Source organism: Thalassospiraceae bacterium LMO-JJ14 (assembly GCA_021555105.2).
Taxonomy (GTDB): Bacteria; Pseudomonadota; Alphaproteobacteria; order Rhodospirillales; family Casp-alpha2; genus UBA4479.
On record CP134604.1, the window covers coordinates 2,589,485 to 2,614,683 of the forward strand.

The following is a 25,199-nucleotide window of genomic DNA, read 5'->3' on the forward strand; positions in this document are numbered from 1 at the left end:
GATTCCTGGCTGCAAGCGCCAAGCGCCGAATCGTTAACATTAATTGCGGCGAATCTATCACGAACCCAGAAAATGCGCAGTAAAAACCCTCACATCGGCGATCAGGGATTCCCGCTGTGCGGATATTCATAAAAGGCCGATAAAGCAGTTTTAAATGCCAGCTTCGCCCTTGCCGTTCGCCCTGCTGCAGCGCTAAAGTCCGCGCCTTCGACACAGACCCCTGCGGTCTGCACGGCACCAGGTGGGGTGGCAGAGTGGTCGAATGCGGCGGTCTTGAAAACCGTTGTGCGTGAGAGCGTACCGTGGGTTCGAATCCCACCCCCACCGCCAGTTTCCTGCACGTGCTGCCTTCTTGTGATGCTGAAAACCCCTATTGTTTTACCGGGTTCGCATACAGGCCAAGAAATTTAACCTTGTCTGTAAACCGCTTATATCAACAATGAAGCAAGCATGGGGCGCACTCCAATGATTGGCACTGTTCTCGATAGAATAATTTCCCGGTTTGTCCGGCTTCGGCATGGCCGGAGCGGCGCGCTGTGGGGAGATCGGTTTTTTCACTTCCATGGAGAACCGATGTTCTTGCGTTGTGACGCAGAAGGCGCGGGTGTGGTCGATCTGGACCCCGGCATTTATGAATTTAGGCAGGACCGGCATTTCTACAGGGCCACGTTCCAGACCGTGCATCATGGCGTTGCCACCGCGCACAGTACGGCTTATCTCGATGCCCCCGAATTTGTCGCAGCGTTCGACCGTGGGCTTGCGCTCTATCCGTCCGGCGAGAGCGAGCGGCAAAACCTTGCCCTCAAGGTCTACACCACCGCCAGCCTGGCGAAACAGGCGCCGAAAGGCGACTTTATCGAGGTCGGCGTTTCGTGGGGCGTCTTCGCCCGCACGATCCTTGACTATGCCAAGCCCGAGAGGTTTTTCCTCGTTGATGCGTGGGAGGGCCTTTATGACGATGGGGAGGCCTGTGTTGATTATTGCAGCGACATTGACTTTATCCGACGATCCTTTCCCGATGCGGTCCCGGTGCAGGGCATGGCCCCGGAAATCCTCGACACCATCGATGGCGAATTTGCGTTCGTTCACCTGGAACTCGATTACGGCGGAGACATGGAAATCGCGTGCCTCGAAGCCCTCGTTCCGCGATGCGTTCCGGGGGCGATTATCATCATTGAAAACGCCTATTCTTCCCAAAGCAGTTATGGACAGAATCTCGATTTGGCGGCCAAAGCGCTCGGCGTGACGATCACCGGCACCGCGCAGGGTCAGGGCATCATTATCATTCATTGATACCCCCCCCCGCTTTCAACGACCCTATCAAGCCGGTGACGGCCCCGCATAATGATGCTGTATGGAAATACGCTCTATCAGTAGAATAGTGCGTTGCATCCGTTTCAGCATCGGGGATCGAACATCATGAGCAAGGCACGCGACATCAACCACGCACGCATGGAAATGCAGCAGGAACTACGGAACATCAACCGTGAAGTCATTCACGGTCTGGTCCCCGAACTCGGTCTCAGCAAGCTCAAACCTCTGTTCAATCTGGTCGCGAAGGCACGCGGCCTTTACATCAAGAAACTCATCGAGATTTCCTCCAGCACCGGCGACCTGCCGAGCGAAGCGCAGCTCAAGGAACTGTCGCTGCTCAGGCGCTCCTACGAAGAGCTGCTCAGTGGCGGACACATGATCGAAACAGCGATCGAGCGCGGCTATATCGACGTCGACGGCAAATAAGCTGCTGCTTGGACTTGGAAAGTTCTTCCCTGCGGCGCTAATGTGTCCACCGACGCATTCCAGGGGGGATCATCTGAAATGACTACCAGCGAAGCCGTGCTGCACCGCGCGGCCTTTATCGGGCTTGGCGTGATGGGCGAGCCGATGTGCCGCAACCTGACCGACAAGCGCGCAGCCGTCGGGTTGCGTGACGTCGTTGCTTTCGACCTGCGCGATGCACCACTGCAGAGAGTGTCCGAGCGCGGCGCCGTTATCGCCGCATCGGCTGCCGAGGCAGCAGATAATGCCGATATCGTTTTCGTGTCGCTGCCGGGCGGCAAAGAGGTCGAGGATATCCTGATCGGGTCCGGCGGGCTTCTGGACGCCATGCAGGCGGGCGCGATTTTCGTCGATTGCTCGACATCCCCCGTCACGCTGAGCCGTGAACTTGCGGAAAAAGCCCGGGCCAAAGGCATAGCCTATGCCGACGCCCCGGTGGCCAGGACCCGCCAGGCCGCCGAACAGGGCACGCTTGCGATCATGGTCGGCGCCGATGATGGCACCTTCAACCGGATTGAGCCGCTGTTGAACTGTTTCGCCTCGGACGTGCTGCATTGCGGCGGCATCGGCAACGGCCAGATGGTGAAAATCCTCAATAACATGATCCTGTTCGAGACCGTGACCGCGCTTTCGGAAGCCCTGAGCATCGCGCGCCGCGCCGGCATGGACGGCGAGGTGCTGTTCAAGGCGTTGCAGAGCGGTTCGGGCGACAGCTTCGCGCTCCGCAATCACGGTATGAAGGCGCTGCTGGCGGACAACTTCCCGGAACAGGCGTTCTCGACACGCTACGCCGCCAAGGATCTGTCCTATGCGCTTGAACTTGCCGAACAGGTCGGCCTGACCCTGCCGGGCGCCGAGACCGTCCGCAGCCTGTTTGAGCAATCCGATGCGGCCGGGTTCGGCGACAATTACTGGCCGGCCCTGATCAACGTCATCGACCAACCCAGGGAATAACCGAGAATGCTCACCGGAAAGACCGCCCTGATCACGGGCGCCAGCCTGGGTATCGGCTATACGGTATCGGAAAAACTGGCATCGCTCGGCTGTAACGTCGTCATGAACGGCATCGAGGACGCGGCGGAAATCGCTCCGAAAGCCGAGGCGCTGGCCAATGCGCACGGTGTCGGTGCCGTTTACGAGACCTGCGACGTCGGCGACGGCGCAGCGCTGGACGATCATATCGGCCGCGCGATCGCGCGCTTCGGCGGTATCGACATCGTCGTCAACAACGCCGTGACGCGTGTTTTCGGCCTCATCGAAGATACAAACCCGGCAGACTGGGAATACGCCATTTCGGTCAACCTCAACGCCGCTTTCCGCACCACGCATCATGCCCTGCCCGGCATGAAACAGCGCGGCTGGGGCCGGATCATCAACATGTCGTCGATCTATGGGACGATCGGTGCGGTCGGGCGCGCCAGTTACGTCACGTCGAAGACGGCGCTGATCGGCCTGACCCGGGCCACGGCGCTGGAAGTCGCCGAGCAAGAAATCACCTGCAACGCCGTCGCACCGGGCGCGGTGCGCGCCGCGCATGCAGACAAGTCGATACGCACACTGATGGAAACGAAAAACATCGACGAGGACGAGGCCGTCAGGCAGTTCCTCGACGGCAAGCAGCCGTCAGGCCGCTTCGCGTCTCAGGAGAGCGTCGCCGAGATGGTCGCTTTCCTGTGCAGTCCCGCCGGGCGTGACATCAACGGCGCGGTTCTGCCGATCGACAATGCATGGTCGGCGAGCTGACGCCACCACGACGTTCAGACGAACGGCACGTGTGCGGGATCCAGGGAAAGCACCTCGTGCAGGGCTTCGTTCTTGGTGTGCGCCACGCAATGATGGCGGCAATTTGTCTGTGGATTCAGATCTCGCATCCGCTGCCTCATTTCATCGGAATACCATAACTCGGCAAAGCTCTGTTCGGCGATCGATCCCAGCCAGCCGCTTTTGGTATAGGCCTTGTCCTGACACGTATACACCGCGGCATCGGCCCCGATGACAGTCAGAAACTGCAGAAACGGGCAGGTGTCATAGGACTTGTCGAAGCGCTCTTCCATCTGGTGGTAGTGATTGACGATGCTGAAATTTGCCGTGTCGAGCTTCTGGGCACGTTCGATCTGCTCGGGTACCACGTCGGCCAGCTTCGCATGATAGACATTGTTGTCATGCACATTATTGGAAATCACGGCGGCGGATATTTTTACGTGCGCAACGCCGATGTCGCGCAACTGCCGGCATACGTCCGCGATGTGGCGGCAATTATTCTCATCGACGATAAAGCTCACGCCCAGTACGCAACGGCTGCCCCGCTTTGCAAAGTTGCGCAGGTTTTCCATCAGGGCGGTGAAAGCCCCTTCCCTGATACTGCGGCTTTTCGCGTAACTCGCATCATCCCAGGCATCCAGAGATACCCGTAACCATGTTCCGTAGGTGGCGAATGCATCCGCCATTTTGCCTTTCAGATTTGAGCCGTTGGTCAGGCTGGCGACTTGCACCCCGCCTTCCGCCAGATCCCGAATCCGCTCCGGTAAGGATTTGTACAGCAAAGGTTCCCCGCCGCCGGAAAACGTCACCGCTTTCACTCCCATGGCGACGAGGTCAGCCGTAATTTCACGCATTTTTTCGTCGGGGATGCGGTCTTCGAGGTCCATATCCTCGCCAAGCGCCAGATCGTCCGCACGATAGGCACAATACCAGCAGGCGTGATTGCAACGATTGATCGGCTTGATGCGGACATGCACGGGGGCAATGACACGACCTTCGCGCAATGCCGCGATATGATCTGCGAAATGCAGGAACTTGTTTGGACTGTAAACTTGCATGCGGCGCTATAAAACACCTCATCGGGATTGCTGTGAATGATCTGGATCAATCGTATTAGGGTCAGGACCCTACAGCTTCTTTCGGGCAATACCGGTATATTGCGGTAAATACGATCTGTACGCAGGCCGAAATCGGCAGCACCATCGGCGAATGAAAAACGGCCTTCATGCCGAATAACCGAAACCCGTCAGGAGTGATCTGATGCTGAAAAAATACCTGTCTTCCCTTTCTATCGCTGTGGCGCTCGGCTTCTTTGCCGCATGGATGCCGGTGCATACCGCGCAAGACGGCATATCCGTTTCCTATGCCGCCGCGCATGCCGACGGTGAAAAGAAAAAAGGCGAGAAAGAAAAGAAGGAAAAGAAGGAAAAGAAAGAGAAAAGCAAAAAGGACGATGACGACAAGTCGTGCACCCAGGACAAGCCTTGCAACGACGACAATGAAAACCGCAAGGATGACGACAAGCGCAAGGACGGCGAGCGCGACAAGAAAGACAAAAACAAAAAGGACAAGTCCGAAAAGGGAAAGAAGGACAAGGGCGACAAGGGTAAGAAGAAAAAGAGCTGATCCGCGTCCCGCGTTCCCGCATCGCACGGCGATAAGCAACCCGGCTTATCGCCGGGCGGGCGGGCACGCCTTAGCCCTTCAGGGCCGCGCCAGCGCCATTATTTCCCCAACATCATCCGCCCGATCCAAAGACCATATGCGCCCGATCAGTTCCGGCGCGCGCGGGCAGTCCGGCGCATATTCACCGGCAAGTTCCGTAAATTTCGTTTCGATTTCCGCATCGCTCAACGGTCGGGCATCGGTGCCGCGTGCGCCATCGATGGAAAATTCGTGCGCCGCGCCGTCCACGGTTTCGGCGACCATGTGCACACCGGCGACATCGATTTCACCATCGTCTTTCATATGCACCTTTTCACGGAAAGCCAGCACGCGGGGATCGTTGACCGTCTCGTCCGTGAACTGCCCCAGTCCCGCCTTGCCGAAGATCAGCGTCGCCGCGACCGCGTGCTGCGCCGAGACCTGCGCCTCGCGTCCCGTCGTCACACCCGGCCGGTCGGCGCGCTGGCGCAGCAACGGATGCCCGAACAACGTGATCCGGGTGATGTCTTCGATGGCGATGCCGCTTTGCAGAAGTTCCATGCAGGCATCGATGACGGAAAACAGCACCACGCCGCCGGGATACGGCTTGTGAATGTTGCGCAGCACTTCCCAGCGTTTGCCGAGTCCTTCCGTGATTTCCCTGAATTCCGGGCTGTCGCAGGTCACATGCAGGAAACCGCGCGGTCCTTCGAGCGGACGGGGCGGACCGTCGAGGCCCCGTTCCGCCAGCAACGCGGCCAGCAGTCCGCCGCGCGCCGCACCGCCTACGCCGATACTTTTGGCCATGAAGCCCAGTGTCTCGACCAGGCCCGACGATTGCGCCGATGCCGCACCGAGCGCGCAGTTGAGCTTTTCCGCATTCAGCCCCAGCACCTTGCCCGCCGCCAGCGCCGCACCGAACACACCACAGGTCGCCGTGATGTGCCAGCCGCGGGCATAGTGGCCGGGCGATACCGCATTGCCGATCCGACATGCCGCCTCGATCCCCAACGCCAACGCCAGAATGAAATCGGCGCCGGAAATTTTCTGCCGTTCCGCCAGCGCCAGCAACGCCGGCGCCACCGGGGCGGTCGGATGGATGACGGTGCGGATATGCGTGTCGTCGAAATCGTGCACGTTGCCCGCCGCGCCGTTGACGAACGCCGCCGTCAACGGATCGGTGGTTTCGGTGCGCCCGATCAGCGTCGCATTTCCCGAACCTTTGAATTCATCGAGCACCGCAACCGAGTGATCCAGCGCGACATCATGCGCGCCGGCAAAGGCGGTGGCGAAATAGTTCAGTAAAGAGCGCCGGGTATTGTGGCGCGCGTCTTCGGGCAGATCGTCCCACGTTGCGTTGGACACGAAACGGCACAGGGTTTCGGACACGGCAGGGACGTTGGAATTGCTGGCGGGCATGCATGGAACCTTCGTTGCGCGGTAGTCCTGAGACTATCGGCAGGAACCATCACTGGCAACGCGGGAGATACCCCTCACCCGGCGCTAGTCCACATTCTTGTCGAAGTATGCCAGCCGTCCGGCAATGAACACGGCACCAAGCGCGCCGACAAACTGAGCGATGATAAAGAACGGCGCGTCCACGGGCTGGATGCCTGAGAACGTATCCGTCATGGCGCGCGCAATGGTCACGGCGGGATTGGCAAAGCTGGTCGATGCCGTGAACCAGTACGCCGCGGTGATATAAAGGCCGACCATCCACGCCACGCTGTCCGGGCGGTGCCTGATCGCGCCGAAAATCGTCAGCACCAGACCGAATGTGGCGACGGCTTCGGAAAACATCTGCGCCGGGCCGCTGCGGATCTTCGTCGAGAGCTGGAATATCTGTTCCTCGAACATGATATGCGCGACCAGCATGCCGGTGATGGCGCCCGCGTCCTGCACGATGATGTAGACCAGCGCATGGCTTTTTTCGATTTCGCGCCGCATCATGAAAGCAAGCGTCACGGCGGGGTTGAAATGCGCCCCCGACATCGGACCGAAGGCGCTGATCAACACCACGAGCATGGCGCCGGTGGCAAGCGTGTTGCCCAAAAGCGCGACGGCGTCGTTCCCGCCGGCCAACCGTTCGGCCATGATCCCCGATCCGATAACCGTCGCCAGAAGGCCGGCCGTGCCGATGTATTCCGACAGCAGCCGGCGTTGAAAAGGATGTATGCTCATTCCGTTTTCTTTCGGTTCATGCCGTGTCGGGAAAACTCTGGCCGATCTCGTTCAGGTGCGCCTGCAGGCTCAGCTTGTCGATCGACGAAAGCGGCAGGTTCACGAAGATCGAAATCCGGTTCGACATGAAACGATAAGTCTCGGCAAAAGCGAGCCGCTTTTCCGCCTCGTTGCCTTCCGCCGACGCCGGATCCGGCACGCCCCAGTGCGCGGTCATCGGCTGGCCCGGCCAAATGGGGCAGACTTCGTTCGACGCGTTATCGCAGACCGTAAAGACGAAATCCATTTTCGGTGCACCCGGCTTGGCAAATTCGTCCCAGCTTTTGGAGCGCAACTCGTCCACCGGATGGTTGTTGTTCGCGAGCAGGTCGAGCGCATACGGGTGTACCTTGCCGGTCGGCATGCTGCCTGCGGAATAGGCCCTGAAACGTCCCTGCCCTTCGCGGTTCAGGATTGCCTCGGCCAGGATTGAGCGCGCCGAGTTCCCGGTACACAGAAACAGCACGTTCTTGACGTCTCGGCTTTCGGTTTTCGCCATCACGATATCTCCTCGAGTTTCTTGTTCGACTTGCCGCCGTCCATCAGATCGGCGCAGATCTCCGGATGTCCGGCGCAGCATTCTTCCGTCAGGAATCCGAGCAGCCCCCGCATCACCGGGAAATTCACGGCATAGCGGATATGCCGCCCGTCGCGCTCGGAATAAAGGACGCCGGACTTCTCCAGCGTGCTCAGGTGAAACGACATGCGGGTCGGCTGGATGCCCAGCGCCTCGGCGATGCGTCCGGACGGCAGGCCGTCCTTACCCGAGCGCAGCACAAGCCGGAATGCCGCCAACCGATCGGCATGGGCAAGCGCGCTCAACGCGGCGATGGCATTGTCATTCTTCATACAACATTACAAAAATACTTGTAGTATTTATGCAAATGAAAAATTTATGACGCTCAGGCAATCCGCCGCGTTTACTCGGGAATCGGCGCGTCCGGCTGAACCCCGGCCGTAAGGTCGACGCCGGGCACCGACAGGCGGCCGGTCGCAATCCGCAGAACCCACCCCGGCATCACGGGGATGGATTTCATCACAAATCCTCTGGCCAGTGACGCCCGCCCCATGATTTTTGCCCCCGCATGCAGACGCAAAAGCTGGGCGAAGGCTTCCGCCGCGGCGCTGATTTCGGCGTCGGTCCATACTTCGATCGCGAACGGTCCGAGCCGTTTCGCCGGTTTCGGTATCAGCCAGTCGACGGCGCGCCCGCCTGTGTGGTCTTCCCTGAAGGCGCGTTCATGCCTGCCGGTGAACAGCGCGGCCGTGCGGCGCATGGCGTCGAGGTTTTCCGCGTCATCGAGATCGCGTAGATCGAGCACAAGACGCCCTGTCGCAGCCCCCTGCCCGGCCGCATCGCCAACGGCCCCGGCAATGGCCCCGGCAATGGCTTTGGCATCGAAACGCGCCGGGACGATGAACAGTGTCCCCTTCATGTCGTTGACGACACGGTGCAGCGCCGGCCGAGCCTTCCAGCCGCGGGTTTTAAGGCCTTCGCCGGTATCGGGCAGCAGTTCGGCGCCGGGGCCGATGCGGTCCTTGAGGAACCTTGCGACGCAAAGCGGATCGGTATCGCAGGCATGCCTGAGGACGCTGGCCGGCGGAACGTCATGACCGGCAGCCGCGACCTGGGCGGCGATATCGGCGATGTCATCCGCCGCCACCGGCATCGCGAGCGAAATCGCGAGCAACGGCAATACGACAGGCGTGATCCATTTACGGGGCATGACGGCTGAATTTACGTTCCCGGTCGTTAAAATTACGTGTCGATGCTTGTCTTTAATTTAGCAATAAAGACCGGCGGAAATATGTGCCGGCGGATTGCCGGCTTAACCTTGATCAACCATATGCAAAGATAAGCGTGTTCTATTAAATGTGAACCGTTGGCCCCTGCCATACGAATAAGTTCTGAACGCATAACACCGGATGGCATATGACGACAACAGACACCGCCCTTTCGCCAGCATCCGCCGACCGCCATGACGCGGTGTCGGTGGTGCTGGCGGCGCACGGCTCGACACGGCGCCCGGATGCCAACGCCGTGGTCGCCAGGCATGCCGAATTGATGCGCCGGACCGGCCCTTTCCGAAACGTTTCCACGGCTTTTCTGATGGGCAGCGGCGGATCTGCTGAGACTGCCCTGGCCGACACGGGGACTTCAACGGTACTGATCGTGCCATACATGATGTCCGACGGCTTCCTCGCCGAGGCGCTCTCCGGACAGATATCGAAGTCTCTGCACAAAGACGGCGCACAACCGAAAATCATCGTCACATTGCCGGTCGGCACCCACGAAGGGATCACGCAAATCGTCCGCCATGCCGGAGAACGCGCATTGATCCGTGCCGGTTTCGATGCCGGGTCATCGACATTGTTATTGGTCGCGCATGGCTCTAAAGGACGGCCCGAATCAAAAGTCAGCGCCCGGGTTCATGCTGACAGACTGCGCAACCAGGGCGGATTTGCGGCGGTCGAACTGGCGATGCTCGAAGAACCGCCGTTTCTTGATGACAAGCTGGCGGCCATCAAGGGCCCGGTTGTGGTGGTCGGTCTGTTCGCCGCCCCCGGCGGGCATGCCGTCGATGACGTGAAGGCTGCGATCCGGCGTTCGGAAAACACCGAAATCACCGATGCCGGCCCGGTCGGCGTCGACCCGCGCATGGCCGAGATCGCCGTTTTGCGGGCACTCGGGGCGCTCAATCCCTGAAATCCGTGAAATAGTCCGGGAATGGCCCGGAATTGACAAAGGCCCCGACGATGCCGGGGCCTTGTCTGTGCAAGTATTGTCTTGCGAAATTTACGCTGCGGCACCTTCGCGCCACGCCGCCGTGCCCTTACAGGAAGGGCAAACACGCTCACCGTAATGATGAGACATGAAATTCTCACTGCACATCAGGCACTTGCGCTTTTTGTGCTGTTCGGGGCGGTCGGACGTCGGTTTTTTATTATCAGAGCTTCGAGAAGCCATTAGGCAGCCTCCTGGATTAAGTCTTCTCCAACCACTCCAGAGGTGCGGGCCATGATACGAGCGCTCAGGTTCAGGAGTTCCGCAGCTTCATCAAGACGGGCAGTATCTTCTGACGCACCTTGTATTTCGAGGGCAATCAGTTCGGACGCTTCGTCCGCAAGAAATTTTACCAAGTCCAAGCGTTGCATAACTCTCTACTCCTTAAGCGATCCTCACAAACAGACCCCGCCTTATAATCCTTTTGCAATCGCAATGCAACAAAAATGCTGCAATGCAGCAATTTTCATCATAATTCAAATTTCACAAGCGAATGCTTAGGGTTAGGCGCTTTGCAGTCCTCACGAGATGATTAGATCCTCAAGATGAAGCCTGATTATTTCACAAATCATCAGAAAAGTCCACATTTTCAGACGATAATTTGCTGCCACGGTCGGGAAATGTACACAATCCAACCCAGCAAGGCAGGTTAAAATAAAGTCAGTTGATTAATTTATGTGCAACCCGACACCCGCAGCACAACCAAGTCATGTTGGAGAAGCCCCCCTAACCCATTCAAAATAATATATAAAAAAACTCTCTCAAAAACTGGCATGATCCATGCTGTTTGTGTGGCGGTGATGTCGATTCCGGATTATTTTTCACACGGGCGACCCGCCTGAAACCGAGCTTGACCAAGAGGTATAATCATCAATGAAAAAAATCGAAGCAATCATCAAGCCGTTCAAGCTTGATGAAGTGAAGGAAGCATTGCATGAAATCGGCCTGCAGGGCATTACCGTCCTGGAAGCCAAGGGTTTCGGACGTCAAAAGGGCCATACCGAGCTTTACCGGGGCGCTGAATACGTTGTCGATTTCCTGCCCAAGGTCAAAATCGAAATCGTCGTTGATGACGGCATGCTGGAACGCGCTGTTGAAGCCATCCAACAGGCTGCACAAACCGGCCGGATCGGCGACGGTAAAATCTTTATCACCCCTGTTGAAGAAGCCATTCGTGTTCGAACGGGCGAACGCGGAGACGATGCCATCTAAACGCATCCCCGCATCCCGTCCCGCTCAACGGATAATCAGCTAAAACCACACCGAGTTAGGAAAGAAGGACTACAATAATGGCAATGGATATCAAAACGCCGAACGATGTTCTGAAATATATCAAGGATAATGAAATCGGGTATGTCGACCTGCGCTTCACCGACCCGCGCGGAAAATGGCAGCACCTGACGATGGTTTCCGACTTTGTCGAGGAAGAAACCTTCGAAGACGGCATCATGTTCGACGGCTCTTCGATTGCCGGCTGGAAAGCGATCAACGAATCCGACATGGCGCTGATCCCGGATGCTGAAACCGCCGTCATGGACCCGTTCTCGGCGCAACCGATGCTGATCCTGAACTGCGACATCATCGAGCCGACCAACGGCCAGCCCTATGAGCGCGACCCGCGCTCGGTCGCCAAGAAAGCAGAAGCCTATCTCGGTACCACCGGCATCGGCGACACCGCGTACTTCGGCGCCGAGCCCGAGTTCTTCATGTTCGACGACGTCCGCTACAAGGTCGAGATGAACGAATGCTCGTTCGCTTTCTCGTCCGAGGAAGGCCCGTACGTCACCGGCGCGACGATGACCGACGGCAACCTCGCCCACCGTCCCGGTATCAAGGGCGGTTATTTCCCGGTACCGCCGGTCGACCAGGCCCATGACATCCGTGCCGAAATGGTTTCCGTGATGCTGGAAATGGGGCTGACCATGGACAAGCACCACCACGAAGTCGCGCCGTCGCAGCACGAGCTGGGTATGGCCTTCTCGACCCTGGTGCGTGCCGCCGACAACGTGCAGATCTACAAATACGCCACGCACATGGTCGCCGCGACCTACGGCAAAACGGCAACGTTCATGCCGAAGCCGGTTGCCGGCGACAACGGTTCGGGCATGCACACCCACCAGTCGATCTGGAAAGACGGCAAACCGACCTTTGCCGGTTCGGGTTACGCCGATCTGTCCGATACCTGCCTGCATTACATCGGCGGGATCATCAAGCATGCCAAGTCCATCAACGCCTTTACCAACCCGTCGACGAACTCTTACAAGCGTCTGATCCCGGGCTTCGAAGCACCGGTGCTGCTGGCCTACTCGGCCCGCAACCGTTCCGCTTCGTGCCGTATTCCGTATTCGGGTTCGCCGAAAGGCAAACGTGTCGAAGTCCGCTTCCCGGACGCCGTCGCCAACCCGTATCTGGCATTCTCGGCGATGATGATGGCCGGCCTTGACGGCATCCAGAACAAGATCCACCCGGGCGATGCCATGGACAAGGATCTGTACGACCTGCCGCCGGAAGAACTCGCCGAAGTGCCGACGGTGTGCGGCTCACTCCGCGAAGCGATGGAATCCCTTGATGCCGATCGTGACTTCCTGACCAAGGGTGACGTTTTCACCGACGATCAAATCAACGCGTACATGGACCTGAAGTGGGAAGAAATTTACGCTTTCGAACATGCGCCGCACCCGATCGAATTCAAGATGTACTACTCTTCCTAACGCGGACCTGGAACTTCGGTTCCACCGTGGGGACCCCCGCCTGTCTAGGCGGGGGTCTTTTCTTTGCGCGGTACGGCAATCTGCGGCGGGATTGAACAGCGAAATACTCTGGAAAACGCCGGCAATAGCTTCCATAAGTAATGGTCATGACCGAGGATGCGACCGATCTGACGGCGGCGGATAACAGGCCGCACGCGTTTGAACTGCGTGACGACAATCTCCGTCTGCTGTTTTCCGAAGCCGCGAAACGCGATCTCGGCGAACGTTTACGGTCCATTGAACTCGGTTTCACGGTGCTCTACGTATCGGTCCTGCTGGCCGTGACAGGGTGGGTCTTGCGGCTGCTCAGTGTCGAGCCGCAAACAGGCATTTCGATAATAGAATTATTGCTGAAGTTCGATGGCATGCAGAACTTCATGATCAGCGTTGGCCTGCTGGTCGGCGGCATTTTGGCGGTACTCTCGCCGGTCGTCCTCACCATGCTTGTCATCGAGCGGCGCAACTGCCGTCGCGAAATGAAGGATCTGAGTGCGCTGCTCAAACGCTATGGGCGTTTATAGTCCATAAACGCCCACATATCCGCCACCGTGCTCAGGTGCGGTATACGCCCATGAGCCTTCCGTCGCCTCAAACTCGATTTGGGGTCCATGATTTCAGGCAACACAGCTAAAAAAATGGATCCTGAATCAAGTTCAGGATGACGGCGATCCGATGATCACCGTCACTTTCTGGGCGGCAGCTTGACGGTGAATGTCCGCGTGCCGACGCCGGTGACGATGCAATAGGCACGGACCGTGACTTCGGTTGTGCCGATCGGCACCACGACCCGGCTCAGGCTGCGGGTAAACGGCTGTTCGTCGACATGCGGATGAAACAGCACCCGCTCGCCGACGACCTTGTTGTCCGGGGTCACGATCTCCCACTTGTTGGCATAATGCTTCCAGCCTTCGTCGCGGTGCGCGACCGTGGCGTGAAAAGCATAAGTGCCGTCGGCATTCGCACTCACCGTAACGTCCAGAACCGACGGTTCGCTGGCGTGCGACGGCGGCGAAGTCAGCATCAATCCGAACGAGAAAAGCGCGGCAAGCGCAATATGGGACCGCATTGGACACCCTCCTGGCATAGCGTTTTCCCAAGCCTGAGCAAGGCAGCCCCGGAGATCAAGAGTAGGTTCGAACTTGCCCGATTATTTTACTTGATATTCTTATTTTGTTCTACTAGTGTTCTTTTAATGTTCTTGTTTAGATAGATAACCAAGCCCCTGACTCGGGCGTTACATACGAAGGATATGATCATGACCAAGTGGCACAATGCAGGCCGTTTCCTGAGCGAATTCCTGGCCCTCGGCACGCTGTTCGTTTCCGCCTACATCTCGATGATGTTGATCTGAGACGTTTTCCTATTCGCGCCAAGACTGATATGACAGTTGGCCAAAACTATTAATTGGTGTATCCTTTTTATTATGCACTTTATAATAAGGGGAGGCAAAGATGCCCGGTGCTTTCGCTCACTTGACGCTCGTCGACCAAATCACTTCGGGCGAATATCTGAATACCGCTGATATGCCGAGCGAAGCCAAGATTGCAGCGGCTGACTTTGCTGGCTTCGTCGATCTTGGTGCCGTAAGCCCAGACTATCCCTATTTGGCGCTACTGGATGGTGATCAAAAATATTGGGCTGACAATATGCACTACAACCGTACCGGAGAGATGATACACACGCTTATGAATAGCGTGGGTGCGCTTGATGGCGCTGCGCGCACCACAGCTCTTGCGTGGTGTATGGGGTTTGTTGCTCATGTGGTCACCGACATGACGATCCACCCTGTTGTTGAACTAAAGGTCGGGCCGTACGAAGGAAATGAAAGCGCACACCGCATCTGCGAAATGCACCAGGACGTTTTTATTTTCCAACGTATGAACATCGGAAGCCTAGGGCTTGCCGAGCACCTTGATAACGGTATTAAAAGATGCTCGTCGCCGGAAAACGACAACCTTTTGAATCCGATTATTCGCAACGTATGGTCGTCCGCTTTAACGGATATTTACCCGCAGACCGCGGACGAATTCGGCGCGCCACGAATTGATCTTTGGCACGAATGGTTTGTTCGGGCTGTCGATAAAGTTGCGACCGAAGGCGGTGTCCTCGGACTAATTCCTCTTGCTCGCCACGTTGCGCAGGATGCTGGTATTGTCTACCCGCCCGCCGATGAAATCGATACCGATGAATACATTGCGGCTCTCGCCACTCCTGAAGGCCCGATGGACTATTCGGATATTTTTGATAAGGCCATACACAATGTGCTGGAGGCATGGCGCATTGTCGGCAATCACGTCATTCACGGCGATGTAGCCGGCAGCGAAATCTTTACTGAATGGAATCTCGACACCGGACGCGATGGTAATGGCGAGCTTGTCTATTGGCAGGCATAGAAAACTTGGAAATGGGCAAATGAAACTGAAACAAAAAGTCTTGTTTTTAGCGCTATTGTTGCTGATTCCGCTGTCAGCCTGTGCCGGGAATGTCGATGAAGAAACGATGTATACCTTATCCGGGCATCTGAAAAAGGTTTCGAAGGCACTCAATTCAGCCGTCGTATTTAAAAATGCACCAGAAGCTCTTAGCGGTCCGGAACTGTTAGATTTTGCGACCCGCCACGATCCCGCACTGCTGACCCCGTTCAATGACTTCACAATCCGTGTCAATCGCACAGGAAAAGCTTCAGGCTTGCTCGTTTGCGATGCCAAGGGGGAGCAGGCTTATCTGGAGGACACCTCCTGTACTTCGGCCTTTGATTCTCACCTTTGGCGCGATACTCCCAATGCCGCTTGCGAATTCCACCTTGATATTGTTGCTCTCTGCGGTAACTAGCTGCGCTTTAATCCAGCGGCGGCACCTCGCGCTTGCCGCCGTCGGCATCGATGGCGACGAAGGTAAACGTCCCTTCCGTCACCTTGATGCGGTTTTCCGGTTTGCGGCCGCGCAGCACCCAGGCCGAAACCAGCACCGAAATCGAGGTCCGGCCGGTTCTGACGACCTCGGTGTAGCAGCACACCACATCGCCGACGAAAATCGGCCGGTGGAAGGTAAAGCCGTCGACGGCAACCGTTGCAACCCGGCCGTCGGCCCGGTTCCAGGCGGTAATGCCGCCGGCGATATCCATCTGCGCCATCACCCAGCCGCCGAAGATGTCGCCGGACGGGTTGGTATCGGCGGGCATCGCCAGGGTTCGGAGCGCGAGTTCGCCGCGCGGCTCTTCCTTGCTCGTTTCAGACGCCTTCTTCCGGGCTTTTTCTTCGCTCATATGCTGGTTTTCCTTGATCCGGGCGTACACGAATGGTTAACAAAATATATACAAGATATGGGTGTCGATAAAGCCAAGATATACCTTATCATCCTTGAAGCGGCCTTTGTTGGCGCGTAAGGTGAGCGCAGACCGGCGCTTTTGGCAGCGCTCAGGATTTGTCATTGCGGGCGGAGACTTGAGATGGAACGTAGTGGTGATATGGGCGACCTTTTCGGTGGCGAAAGCACGGCACCGGACACTGCGGAAGGCGCCAGGTCCCCTGACAAGTCCCCTGCGAAGACCGCCAACAAGGCTGAGAAGGCCATGAGCAAGAAAACCGCGAAAAGCTCCGCCAAGCCGGCTGCCGCAAGCGGCCGCACCAAGGACAGCTATACCGCCAACGACATCGAGGTGCTTGAGGGCCTGGAGCCGGTGCGCCATCGCCCCGGCATGTATATCGGCGGCACCGACGAACGCGCGCTGCACCATCTGGCGGCGGAAATCCTCGATAACTCCATGGACGAAGCTGTTGCCGGTCACGCGTCCCGCATCGAAATCGAACTCGACGCCGACTACCGCCTGACGATCCGCGACAACGGCCGCGGCATTCCGGTCGATCCGCACCCCAAATTCAAGGACAAGTCGGCGCTTGAAGTAATCCTGACGACGCTGCATTCCGGCGGCAAGTTCGGCGGCGACGCGTATGCCACCTCGGGCGGTCTGCACGGGGTCGGTCTGTCCGTCGTCAATGCGCTGGCCGAACAACTGATCGTCGAGGTCTGCAAGGACAAGAAGCTGTGGACGCAAACCTATGAACGCGGCAAGCCGGTCAGCAAGCTGACCGACGGCGGCGCCGTTTCCAACCGCCGCGGCACGACCATTTCGTTTATGCCCGATCACCAGATTTTCGGCGCCGGCGCGCGCTTCAAGCCGTCGACCCTGTTCCGCATGGCGCGCTCCAAGGCTTACCTGTTCCGCGGCGTTGAAATCCGCTGGTCGGTCGACCCGAAGATCCTGAAAGCCGATGACAACACGCCGGAAAGCGCGACCCTGCACTTCCCGGGCGGACTTGGCGACTATCTCGACTCGCTTTTGAAGACGCGCAAGACCCTGACGCAGACCCCGTTCGCCGGCGAAGCGACCTTCCCCGGCGAGGCCGGGCGCGTCGAATGGGCCGTCGCCTGGCCGGTCGACGAGGATGCGTTCTTCAATTCCTACTGCAACACCGTGCCGACGCCGCTCGGCGGCACGCACGAACTGGGCATGCGCGGCGCGCTGACCAAGGGGCTGCGTACCTATGGCGAGCTGACCAAGAACAAGCAGGCCGCCAAGCTGCAGGCCGAGGATGTGGTCGGCGGTGCCGACATCATGCTGTCGGTGTTCATCCGCGATCCGCAGTTCCAGGGCCAGACCAAGGAAAAGCTGTCGACCGGCGATGCGCAACGGCTGGTCGAAAACTCCATCCGCGATCACTTCGATCACTGGCTGTCGGCGTCGCCGGAAATGGCCACGGCGTTGCTCGAACACGCCATCGAGCGCGCCGAGCTCAGGCTCAAGAAACGCGACGACAAGCAGACCAAGCGGCAATCCGCGACGAGGCGCCTGCGCCTGCCGGGCAAGCTTGCCGACTGCGCCAATTCGACGCGCGACGGCACCGAACTGTTCATCGTCGAGGGTGACAGCGCCGGCGGCTCCGCCAAGCAGGGCCGCGACCGCAAGTTCCAGGCGATCCTGCCGCTCCGGGGCAAGATCCTCAACGTCGCCAGCGCCACCGCCGACAAGCTCAAGGCCAACCAGGAACTGAACGACCTGATCGAGGCGCTCGGCTGCGGCACCGGCGACCGCTTCATCGCCGACGACCTGCGTTACGAGAAAATCATCATCATGACCGATGCCGACGTCGATGGCGCGCACATCGCTTCGCTGTTGATGACGTTCTTCTATCAGGAAATGCCGGAGCTGATCGAACAGGGCTACCTGTACCTCGCCATGCCGCCGCTGTACCGGCTCAGCCAGGGCGGCAAGACCATGTATGCGCGCGACGACGTGCACCGCGAAAAACTGATGGAAACCGAGTTCAAGGGCCGCGGCAAGGTCGAGGTCTCGCGCTTCAAGGGCCTGGGTGAAATGCCGCCGGCGCAGCTCAAGGAAACCACCATGGCGCCCGCCAACCGGACCCTGATCCGCGTCACCGTGCCGGGCCAGCATACCGACGATGAAAAGATCGAGGCCAAGGCCACGGCCCGGCTTGTCGAGCAACTGATGGGCAAGAAACCGGAACTGCGCTTCAACTATATCCAGGAGCATGCCCGCTTCGTCGAGGATATCGATATCTAGAAACGGCTCGTCAGCCGCTTATCCATTCACCGTCATCCTTCGGAACCTGATTTGGCATTATGCGAAGGCGCACTACGTCTCGAAGCATGAGGCACGCCCCTACCCGCCGGTGCGCGACAGGTTTTCCGTCCACACGTGTTCGAGTTGCTTCAAGGCCTCGCAGACGGCTTCCGTCTCCAGCGATGCGCCCAGGGCTTCGCGGTACTGACGGGCGTGGCTTTCCTCGCCTGCGCGAACCGCGGCGATCGCCCTTTTCGCCTTGTCGGTCGGAATGACCGTGACCGAACGTCGGTCGTGCTTGGTCGGCTTTTGCTTGAGATAGCCAAGCTCGGTGAGCTTGCGCAGGTTATACGATACGTTGGAGCCGAGATAATAGCCGCGCTCGACCAGATCGCGCACCGCGATTTCGCTCTCGCCGACATTGGCTAGCAAAAGCGCCTGAACGCCGTTCAGATCGTGGATGTCGGCGCGGGTCAGTTCGGCCCGGACGACGTCAAGCAGCCGGCGGTGCAGACGCTCGACAAGATGTGTCAGTTCCCGATATGCAATACTCAAAGCTGTAACTCCTGGTTGTTCCCGCCGGAGTACGACGAAATCCTTGAAACGAGTATGATTTTCATCACTTTTGATAAAAAATTCAGTGTTGCATGGACGTACCCTGCCGCCCGTCATATGCTCTGAAAAAACAAACGGAGTGTGATCCTTATGAAATTCGTGAGATTCGGCAAACCCGGTGCCGAAAAGCCTGGCCTGATCGACAATGACGGCCATATCCGCGATCTGAGCGATCAGGTCGACGACCTTGCCGGAGCCTCGCTCGACCCCGACCGCCTCGCCCGCCTCGCCAAGCTGGATCAGGAAAAACTACCGCTGGTCGGCAACGATGTGCGTATCGGTGCGCCCATCGGCGATATCCGCCAGGTCGTCTGTATCGGCCTCAACTATTCCGATCATGCCGCCGAGCTGGACATGCCGTTGCCCGCCGAGCCGGTAATCTTTTTGAAATCGCCCTACGCCATCACCGGCCCGTTCGACGATATCGCCATGCCGCCGGGATCGACCAAGACCGACTGGGAAATCGAACTGACCATCGTGATCGGCAAGAAGGCCGAGGAAATCAACCGTGCCGATGCCATGAACTACGTCGCCGGCTTCACCATCATGAACGACATTTCAGAACGCGCCTGGCAACTCGAAGGCACCGGCCAGTGGACCAAAGGCAAAAGTTACCGTGGCTTTGCCCCGCTCGGACCGTGGCTTGTCACGCCCGACGACATTACCGATGTGCAAAACCTCAATATGTGGCTCGATGTCGACAAGGCGCGCATGCAGGAAGGCTCGACCAAGACCATGATCTTCGACGTCGGCCACATTGTCGCTTTCGTTTCGGAACGCATTACGCTGATGCCGGGCGATATCATCGCCACAGGCACACCGCCGGGTGTCGGGTCCGGCATGAAACCGCCCCGCTTCCTGAAACCGGGCAGCAACATGAGCTTCGGGATCGAGGGACTGGGCGAACAGCGCCACAAGATGTTGGGCGGCTGACGAAGGCGTCAGGCAGCCGCGGCCGCTGATCCGGCTTAAACGCCGATCCCGTAACGCGATGCCCAGTGCAGACCGGCCAGCGTGCCGTTGGCGGGATTGTATTCGCAGCCGATGGCGCCCGAGTAACCGAGCATGTCGGCAAGTTCGATGAACGCCCCCATGTCATAACAGCCTTCGGCAATCGGCTCGGCACGGCCGGGATAGCCGGCGATCTGGATGTGCGCGATCACGTCGAGATTGGCGCGCAACCCTTCCATCGGGTCCTCTTCGTTCATCAGCGCGTGATAGGCGTCATACTGCAAAAGGATATTCTGCTCGCCGATCATCGCGATCATGGCCCGCGCCTGCGCGGTCCATTGCAGCAGATAGCCGGGTACATCGATGCCGTTGATCGGCTCGATGACGATGCCGATCCCTGCCGCCCCGGCGGTCTGTGCGGCCACCCGAAGATTTTCCGCATAGGTCGCGGTGGCGATTTCGCGTTCGTCATCATCGACGATGCCGGCCATCACGTGAATGCGCGGGCATTGCAGTTCGCGGGCATAGGCCAGTGCCAGCAGGATACTGTCGCGAAAATCGTCGATCCGCCCGGGCAGCGCCGCAAGGCCTCGCTCGCCATTCGATCTGTCGCCGCTGGGCGCGTTGATCAGCGCCATCCGCAGCCCGTTGTCATCAAGCACGCGTTTCAGCTGCGTTGCGTCCAGATCATAGGGGAACTGGTATTCGACGAGCCTGAACCCGGCCTCTGCGGCGGCCTTGAAGCGCTGCATCGGCGGCAGTTCCGTAAACATGTACATCAGATTGGCACACAGCAGCGGCATCCGTTTCACTCCAACAGGCCGCGCGCATAAATCGCTGCGGCAATCTCGGTGGCACTGTCCAGCGGCGCCGGGCTCCAGTCGAGCGACAATCTGCCGTCGAACATGCGGGCATGGCCGCCGCGGCACAGGTTTTCGTGCAGGCGGGCGTGCTTTTCAGTGATCAGCCCCGGTGGCGCGTAGATATAGACGGGCTTAGAGGTGGCCACGGCCTCCGAACACATGGACACTGACTCGCCGGTCACGATCACCGCATCGGCCATCGCCAGGTAGCCCGGATACGGATTCTCGCCGCCCTGATCCCAGTGATACAGCCGGTGCGGCCCCTGCAGGGATTGCTGGACCGCACTGATGGCGTCGCCGGTACGGCGGCTGGTCGTGACCATCAGGCTGCCGCCGAGCGCTGCGGCGGCATCGCTGGCGGCGGTGCACAGCATCCGCGCCATCGCCGGCGTAAAGGCGCGTCTGCGCGTGGCGCCGCCAATGAGCAAGGCAATGCGCGGGCGCGGCAGGTCATCGACCTGGGCATGCCATTGTGCGCGGGCCCGGTCGAGCATTTCGCCGCTCATACGGTGCGGCGCGGCGCTGATATTCAGGGTATTCGCCCCCGTTTGCACACCCTTGTCATGTGCGGGCCGGCAAATCAGGTCGAAATCCGGATCGGCGCTGCCGGGATCCATGATTTGCACCAGTTTCGCGGCCCCGTCGCTTTGCCGTTTGATCCAGCGCGCCACCGGCGCCGTGCGGCGGCCTGCGGCGATGACGAGTTTCGGCCACGGCGCATGCAGCAAGGCCCTGGATTGCGCATCCAGTCCGGAAATTGAGGCCCCCAGAACCACGTTCGGCAGGCGCGCCATCATCGCATATCGTATTTCAATGCTGCGGAACGGCTTTCCCGATTGCCCGGCCAGCCGCTCGGCCACACCCAGCGCCTGCGCCCGGTTGCCGGCGCGGTCGTCGAGCAGCACCCAGATATCGGCGTCATCGCGCACGCAGGAATTCCTCATAATTTCGCCAGCGCCCGACAGCGCTTTTATAGATCGGCTTGCGGACCTGCCAATTCGACGCCGTCAGCACCGTCACCAGTTTCTCGTGCGGTCTGGTCACGGCATCGTTCCAGGGTAAACCGGTAAATTCCAGCAGCTTGCGCGCGGCGGCTTCGGGATCATCGACAAGGTCCTCATACGCAACCTCGTGAATACCGATGCCGAGGGTTTCGTGCCAGTGCGCCATGATCCGTGCCTCGGCGGCGGCATAGCGGCGGATATTGTCGATGCTCGACGCCCAATCCAACCCGCCGCTGTGGAAGTTCTGGAAATAGCACGATAACTCGACATCACGCACATCTCGGCGGCAATGAATGATTTTCGCCTTCGGGAACATCAACTGGACGAGGCCCAGGAAAAAGACGTTCTGCGGCGTCTTGTCGGTGACACGGCGGCCGTCCAGGGGCTTGACCGGCAAGCGCGCCAGATAGGTATCGGCAAGGCTTCTGATTTCGACGCCGGACATATCCGGCACACCGTCCGGATAATGATCCGGCAATCCGCTCAGGATATCGACCTCGCCAACCCCTTGAACATCGGGATGCTGTGCCAGCATCTGCTCGACCAGCGTGGTCCCGGATCGCGGCATCCCGCAGATGAAGATCATTTCCGCTTCGGCATCGCCATGACCTTCAAGTGATTCCAGAGTTTTTTTGTCTATTATATTGATTACTTTAGATATTTCCTGATCGAATTCTTCAGGGTCGAAGGCCGCGTCGACTTTTTCCGCCAGCCGCATGCGGCGCTCGTTCGCCATTTCATAGGCCTTGAACGCGGCCGCGTAATTGCCCTTCGCATCCTCGGCGCTGCCGAGCGCAAACAGGAACGCAAGCCGGTCCTCTTCGGGCAGGCGCGAGTCGCCGGTGCGATCGCGCAGCACCTTCATGTCATCGTCGGAAAGGTCGGCGCCCTTGGCTTCGGCGATATTCATCCATGCCTCGCCCAGCGACGGGCGTATTTCGACGGCCCGGCGAAAGCGCCGCTCAGCGTCTTCCAGCCGCCCCTGAGACAAAAGCACGATGCCCAGCCCCAACGCCGCTTCGGCAAATGCCGGATGACGTTCCAGAACGTCCTGATAGGCCGCTTCCGCGCCTTTGGCGTCACCGGCCTTGAAGCGTGCGCCGGCCAGGTTGGCACGGGCTTCCGGATAGATCTCGCGTCGCTGCACCGCATCCTCGAACGCCTTGATGGCGCCCGGAATATCCCCCAGCTGCAGGCGCACGTTGCCGAGCGCGTTATGCGCCTCGGCATAGCCCTGATCGATGCCGATCGCTTCCATGCACTGCTGCTCGGCCGCCGCCAGTTCACCGACATGGCGCAACGCCACGGCGAGGTTGGTTTTCGCCATAACGTTCTCGGGCCAGGCCTTGACGGCCTCGGCAAAACTCTCGGCGGCGGAAATATAATCCCCGGCGCGGAACCACATGTTGCCGAGGGAAATCAGTGCATCGGCATAGCCCGGCTTCAGGTCGATCGCCTTGACCAGCGCCTCGCGGGCATCCGCGATCTTACCCTGCGCCTCAAGCGCGACACCAAGGTTGCAATACGCTTCCGCCATATCGGGCGCGCGTTCGATCACGTAACGCGCCGACGCTTCGGCTTCCATCGGCCGGCCGCACAGGTTCATGATGGCCGCACAGTTGGCGTGAATAGAGGTGTCATCCTCGTCGAGCAACGAGGCCTTGAGAATCGAATCGCCGGCTTCGGTAATGCGCCCCGCATTCAGGTCGATCATCGCCTGCAGATACCACGCCCGGGCGTTATCGGGGTCCAGCGACAGGGCTTCCTGCAACGCCGCCACCGCCGCCGCGCTGTCACCGCCCTCGAGACGCTTCTCGGCCGCACGGACCCGTGCCTTGGCCGTATTCACGGCCTTTGCGGTACTCGCTCCCGCACTGCCTTCGCCGAGGCTTTCCAGGCGGCGTCGCTCGTGACGGTTCATTTAAGTCTCCCTGCCATGACCATTGGGATGGCGCTCCGGAAGGGGCAAGTCAACGTCAGATTGTTTTTGCCCGACGAAGTGCTTAAAACCAACCTCAACACATCCACTGAACAATCTCTGGTTATCATCTGGCGCATAGAACGGGAAAAGCATGTCTGACACAACAATCCAAACAAGCGCACGCGGCATGGAAACGGCGCGACTACTGCTCGATATCAAGGCCGTCAACTTTCGCCCCCAGGAACCCTACATGCTGACCGCAGGCTGGGCGAGCCCGGTCTACATCGATTGCCGCTGGGTCATCTCGTTCCTGGACGCCCGCCGCCGCATCATCCGGATGGGCGCGGAACTGCTTTCGGAAAATACCGACATGCCCGCCGTCGACATGCTGGCCGGCGGTGAAACAGCGGGTATCCCCTATTCCTCATGGCTGTCCGAGGAACTCTCCAAGCCAATGCTGTATGTGCGCAAGAAGCCCAAGGGGTTCGGCCGCAATGCCCAGATCGAAGGTTCGATGGAAGAAGGCGCCAAGGTCATCCTGGTCGAGGATCTGGCCACCGACGGCGGTTCCAAGGTCAACTTCGTCGAAGCCCTCAGGGGCGCCGGTGCCGTGGTCGAGGATATCTTCGTGGTGTTTTTCTATGGCGCCTTTCCCGGCGCCGAAGAAACCTTCGCCAACATGGGCGTCAAGCTGCACTATCTGGCGACCTGGCAGGACGTCCTCGCCGAAGCGACGCGCGGCAAGGATTTTCCGGAAGAAAGCCTTGAGGGTGTGCGCGCATTTCTCGACGATCCGATCGGTTGGTCCAAGGCGCACGGCGGGCGTGACGCGGTTTAAACCGCCCAGCCTTGCGCATCCCCTGACGTCCGCCCTGACATCGTTGCCATTGACTTTACCGCTGTATGCTCTATATGCCGCATATTCGCGATACATTCGTTTGGTGTTTCCTGGACCGACCGGTACGCCGTTTAGCTTAGTTACCCCCTGACAATGTGATCGTTAAACAGACTGCCTCGGCGCACAACGTGCCGAGCGGTCACACACACCTGTTGGAGATATAACAATGGCTAAAGGTACTGTTAAGTGGTTCAACCCGACGAAGGGTTTTGGTTTCATCGAGCCGGAAGACGGCGGCAAGGACGCTTTCGTCCACATTTCCGCTGTTGAACGCGCCGGTCTGAGCACGCTCAGAGACGGTCAAAAGGTTTCTTATGACGTTGAAGCCGGGCGTGATGGCAAGTCCTCCGCCGAAAATCTGTCGGTTCTCGACTGATTACGTAAGGCCCGCCCCCGTCTTCGGACGGGGGCGGCTTGCCGTTTC

At 59.0% G+C, this 25,199-nt stretch carries 28 protein-coding genes and 1 tRNA gene; 16 read left to right on the forward strand and 13 right to left on the reverse strand.

Annotated elements, in window-relative coordinates:
• Positions 1–240: 240 nt before the first annotated feature.
• The 5 genes from L2D14_12225 (at position 241) to L2D14_12245 (ending at position 3,522) form a co-directional block, all read left to right on the forward strand.
• Positions 241–330: transfer RNA gene (locus tag L2D14_12225), tRNA-Ser, on the forward strand.
• Between the two features lie 243 nt (positions 331–573).
• The gene (locus tag L2D14_12230) at positions 574–1,293 is read left to right on the forward strand and encodes a hypothetical protein (protein WNJ98634.1); all 720 of its coding nucleotides are present in this window, start codon (positions 574–576) and stop codon (positions 1,291–1,293) included.
• A 126-nt stretch (positions 1,294–1,419) separates the two neighbouring features.
• Complete coding sequence (locus L2D14_12235; GenBank protein ID WNJ98635.1) at positions 1,420–1,740, forward strand: hypothetical protein; 321 nt, start codon at positions 1,420–1,422, stop codon at positions 1,738–1,740.
• A 78-nt stretch (positions 1,741–1,818) separates the two neighbouring features.
• The gene (locus L2D14_12240; protein ID WNJ98636.1) at positions 1,819–2,733 is read left to right on the forward strand and encodes an NAD(P)-dependent oxidoreductase; all 915 of its coding nucleotides are present in this window, start codon (positions 1,819–1,821) and stop codon (positions 2,731–2,733) included.
• Positions 2,734–2,739: 6 nt separating this feature from the next.
• The gene (locus L2D14_12245; protein WNJ98637.1) at positions 2,740–3,522 is read left to right on the forward strand and encodes an SDR family oxidoreductase; all 783 of its coding nucleotides are present in this window, start codon (positions 2,740–2,742) and stop codon (positions 3,520–3,522) included.
• A 14-nt stretch (positions 3,523–3,536) separates the two neighbouring features.
• Here L2D14_12245 and L2D14_12250 read toward each other — a convergent pair whose 3' ends face one another.
• On the reverse strand, positions 3,537–4,598 hold the full coding sequence (locus L2D14_12250; GenBank protein WNJ98638.1) for a radical SAM protein: 1,062 nt from the start codon (positions 4,596–4,598) through the stop codon (positions 3,537–3,539).
• 202 nt (positions 4,599–4,800) lie between these two features.
• On the opposite strand from L2D14_12250, the gene L2D14_12255 reads away from it, so the two are divergent.
• A complete protein-coding gene (locus tag L2D14_12255; protein WNJ98639.1) occupies positions 4,801–5,166 on the forward strand; it encodes a hypothetical protein in 366 nt (121 codons plus the stop codon).
• A 78-nt stretch (positions 5,167–5,244) separates the two neighbouring features.
• Here the strand turns inward: L2D14_12255 and L2D14_12260 are convergent, their stop codons facing one another.
• The 5 genes from L2D14_12260 to L2D14_12280 form a co-directional block, all read right to left on the reverse strand.
• The gene (locus L2D14_12260; protein WNJ98640.1) at positions 5,245–6,603 is read right to left on the reverse strand and encodes an MmgE/PrpD family protein; all 1,359 of its coding nucleotides are present in this window, start codon (positions 6,601–6,603) and stop codon (positions 5,245–5,247) included.
• Between the two features lie 84 nt (positions 6,604–6,687).
• Positions 6,688–7,365 carry an MIP/aquaporin family protein gene (locus L2D14_12265; protein ID WNJ98641.1) on the reverse strand — a complete coding sequence of 226 codons (678 nt, stop codon included), beginning with the start codon at positions 7,363–7,365 and terminating at the stop codon, positions 6,688–6,690.
• Between the two features lie 16 nt (positions 7,366–7,381).
• The gene (locus tag L2D14_12270) at positions 7,382–7,903 is read right to left on the reverse strand and encodes an arsenate reductase ArsC (GenBank protein ID WNJ98642.1); all 522 of its coding nucleotides are present in this window, start codon (positions 7,901–7,903) and stop codon (positions 7,382–7,384) included.
• Positions 7,903–8,253, reverse strand: coding sequence for a transcriptional regulator (locus tag L2D14_12275; GenBank protein WNJ98643.1), 351 nt, complete (start codon positions 8,251–8,253; stop codon positions 7,903–7,905). Before L2D14_12275 ends, L2D14_12270 begins: the two co-directional genes overlap by 1 nt.
• A gap of 71 nt (positions 8,254–8,324) precedes the next feature.
• The gene (locus L2D14_12280; protein WNJ98644.1) at positions 8,325–9,131 is read right to left on the reverse strand and encodes a S41 family peptidase; all 807 of its coding nucleotides are present in this window, start codon (positions 9,129–9,131) and stop codon (positions 8,325–8,327) included.
• Positions 9,132–9,337: 206 nt separating this feature from the next.
• On the opposite strand from L2D14_12280, the gene L2D14_12285 reads away from it, so the two are divergent.
• Positions 9,338–10,111, forward strand: coding sequence for a CbiX/SirB N-terminal domain-containing protein (locus L2D14_12285; protein ID WNJ98645.1), 774 nt, complete (start codon positions 9,338–9,340; stop codon positions 10,109–10,111).
• Between the two features lie 260 nt (positions 10,112–10,371).
• On the opposite strand, the gene L2D14_12290 is transcribed toward L2D14_12285, so the two are convergent.
• Positions 10,372–10,560: a hypothetical protein gene (locus L2D14_12290; protein WNJ98646.1), complete on the reverse strand. Its 189-nt coding sequence runs from the start codon at positions 10,558–10,560 to the stop codon at positions 10,372–10,374.
• 502 nt (positions 10,561–11,062) lie between these two features.
• Between L2D14_12290 and L2D14_12295 the strand changes: the two genes are divergently transcribed.
• The 3 genes from L2D14_12295 to L2D14_12305 all read left to right on the forward strand — a co-directional run bounded on the left by L2D14_12295 (position 11,063) and on the right by L2D14_12305 (position 13,460).
• On the forward strand, positions 11,063–11,401 hold the full coding sequence (locus L2D14_12295; protein WNJ98647.1) for a P-II family nitrogen regulator: 339 nt from the start codon (positions 11,063–11,065) through the stop codon (positions 11,399–11,401).
• Positions 11,402–11,478: 77 nt separating this feature from the next.
• Positions 11,479–12,900, forward strand: coding sequence for a type I glutamate--ammonia ligase (glnA, locus tag L2D14_12300; protein ID WNJ98648.1), 1,422 nt, complete (start codon positions 11,479–11,481; stop codon positions 12,898–12,900).
• A gap of 146 nt (positions 12,901–13,046) precedes the next feature.
• Positions 13,047–13,460 carry a hypothetical protein gene (locus L2D14_12305; GenBank protein WNJ98649.1) on the forward strand — a complete coding sequence of 138 codons (414 nt, stop codon included), beginning with the start codon at positions 13,047–13,049 and terminating at the stop codon, positions 13,458–13,460.
• Between the two features lie 161 nt (positions 13,461–13,621).
• Here L2D14_12305 and L2D14_12310 read toward each other — a convergent pair whose 3' ends face one another.
• Entirely contained in the window at positions 13,622–14,005 is a 384-nt protein-coding gene (locus L2D14_12310; GenBank protein WNJ98650.1) for a hypothetical protein, read from the reverse strand.
• Positions 14,006–14,390: 385 nt separating this feature from the next.
• Between L2D14_12310 and L2D14_12315 the strand changes: the two genes are divergently transcribed.
• Both L2D14_12315 and L2D14_12320 read left to right on the forward strand, forming a co-directional pair.
• Positions 14,391–15,332, forward strand: a complete 942-nt coding sequence (locus L2D14_12315) for a zinc dependent phospholipase C family protein (GenBank protein ID WNJ98651.1) — start codon at positions 14,391–14,393, stop codon at positions 15,330–15,332.
• A 19-nt stretch (positions 15,333–15,351) separates the two neighbouring features.
• Positions 15,352–15,771: a hypothetical protein gene (locus L2D14_12320; GenBank protein ID WNJ98652.1), complete on the forward strand. Its 420-nt coding sequence runs from the start codon at positions 15,352–15,354 to the stop codon at positions 15,769–15,771.
• A gap of 7 nt (positions 15,772–15,778) precedes the next feature.
• On the opposite strand, the gene L2D14_12325 is transcribed toward L2D14_12320, so the two are convergent.
• Entirely contained in the window at positions 15,779–16,204 is a 426-nt protein-coding gene (locus L2D14_12325) for an acyl-CoA thioesterase (GenBank protein WNJ98653.1), read from the reverse strand.
• A 306-nt stretch (positions 16,205–16,510) separates the two neighbouring features.
• Here L2D14_12325 and parE point away from each other — a divergent pair, with 306 nt between their 5' ends.
• Complete coding sequence (gene parE / locus L2D14_12330) at positions 16,511–18,523, forward strand: DNA topoisomerase IV subunit B (GenBank protein WNK01683.1); 2,013 nt, start codon at positions 16,511–16,513, stop codon at positions 18,521–18,523.
• 99 nt (positions 18,524–18,622) lie between these two features.
• Here parE and L2D14_12335 read toward each other — a convergent pair whose 3' ends face one another.
• Positions 18,623–19,078 (reverse strand): MarR family transcriptional regulator, encoded by a 456-nt coding sequence (locus tag L2D14_12335; GenBank protein WNJ98654.1) that lies wholly within the window; start codon positions 19,076–19,078, stop codon positions 18,623–18,625.
• 150 nt (positions 19,079–19,228) lie between these two features.
• Here L2D14_12335 and L2D14_12340 point away from each other — a divergent pair, with 150 nt between their 5' ends.
• Positions 19,229–20,071 (forward strand): fumarylacetoacetate hydrolase family protein, encoded by an 843-nt coding sequence (locus L2D14_12340; GenBank protein WNJ98655.1) that lies wholly within the window; start codon positions 19,229–19,231, stop codon positions 20,069–20,071.
• 35 nt (positions 20,072–20,106) lie between these two features.
• On the opposite strand, the gene L2D14_12345 is transcribed toward L2D14_12340, so the two are convergent.
• From L2D14_12345 to L2D14_12355, 3 genes are read right to left on the reverse strand one after another with little or no spacing between them, the layout of a single operon-like run.
• A complete protein-coding gene (locus L2D14_12345; GenBank protein ID WNJ98656.1) occupies positions 20,107–20,892 on the reverse strand; it encodes a TIM barrel protein in 786 nt (261 codons plus the stop codon).
• 5 nt (positions 20,893–20,897) lie between these two features.
• The gene (locus tag L2D14_12350) at positions 20,898–21,881 is read right to left on the reverse strand and encodes a mitochondrial fission ELM1 family protein (protein WNJ98657.1); all 984 of its coding nucleotides are present in this window, start codon (positions 21,879–21,881) and stop codon (positions 20,898–20,900) included.
• Positions 21,871–23,877 (reverse strand): tetratricopeptide repeat protein, encoded by a 2,007-nt coding sequence (locus L2D14_12355; protein ID WNJ98658.1) that lies wholly within the window; start codon positions 23,875–23,877, stop codon positions 21,871–21,873. Before L2D14_12355 ends, L2D14_12350 begins: the two co-directional genes overlap by 11 nt.
• A 151-nt stretch (positions 23,878–24,028) precedes the next feature.
• Between L2D14_12355 and L2D14_12360 the strand changes: the two genes are divergently transcribed.
• A complete protein-coding gene (locus tag L2D14_12360; protein ID WNJ98659.1) occupies positions 24,029–24,715 on the forward strand; it encodes an orotate phosphoribosyltransferase in 687 nt (228 codons plus the stop codon).
• A gap of 226 nt (positions 24,716–24,941) precedes the next feature.
• Positions 24,942–25,151 (forward strand): cold-shock protein, encoded by a 210-nt coding sequence (locus L2D14_12365; protein WNJ98660.1) that lies wholly within the window; start codon positions 24,942–24,944, stop codon positions 25,149–25,151.
• Positions 25,152–25,199 lie beyond the last annotated feature (48 nt).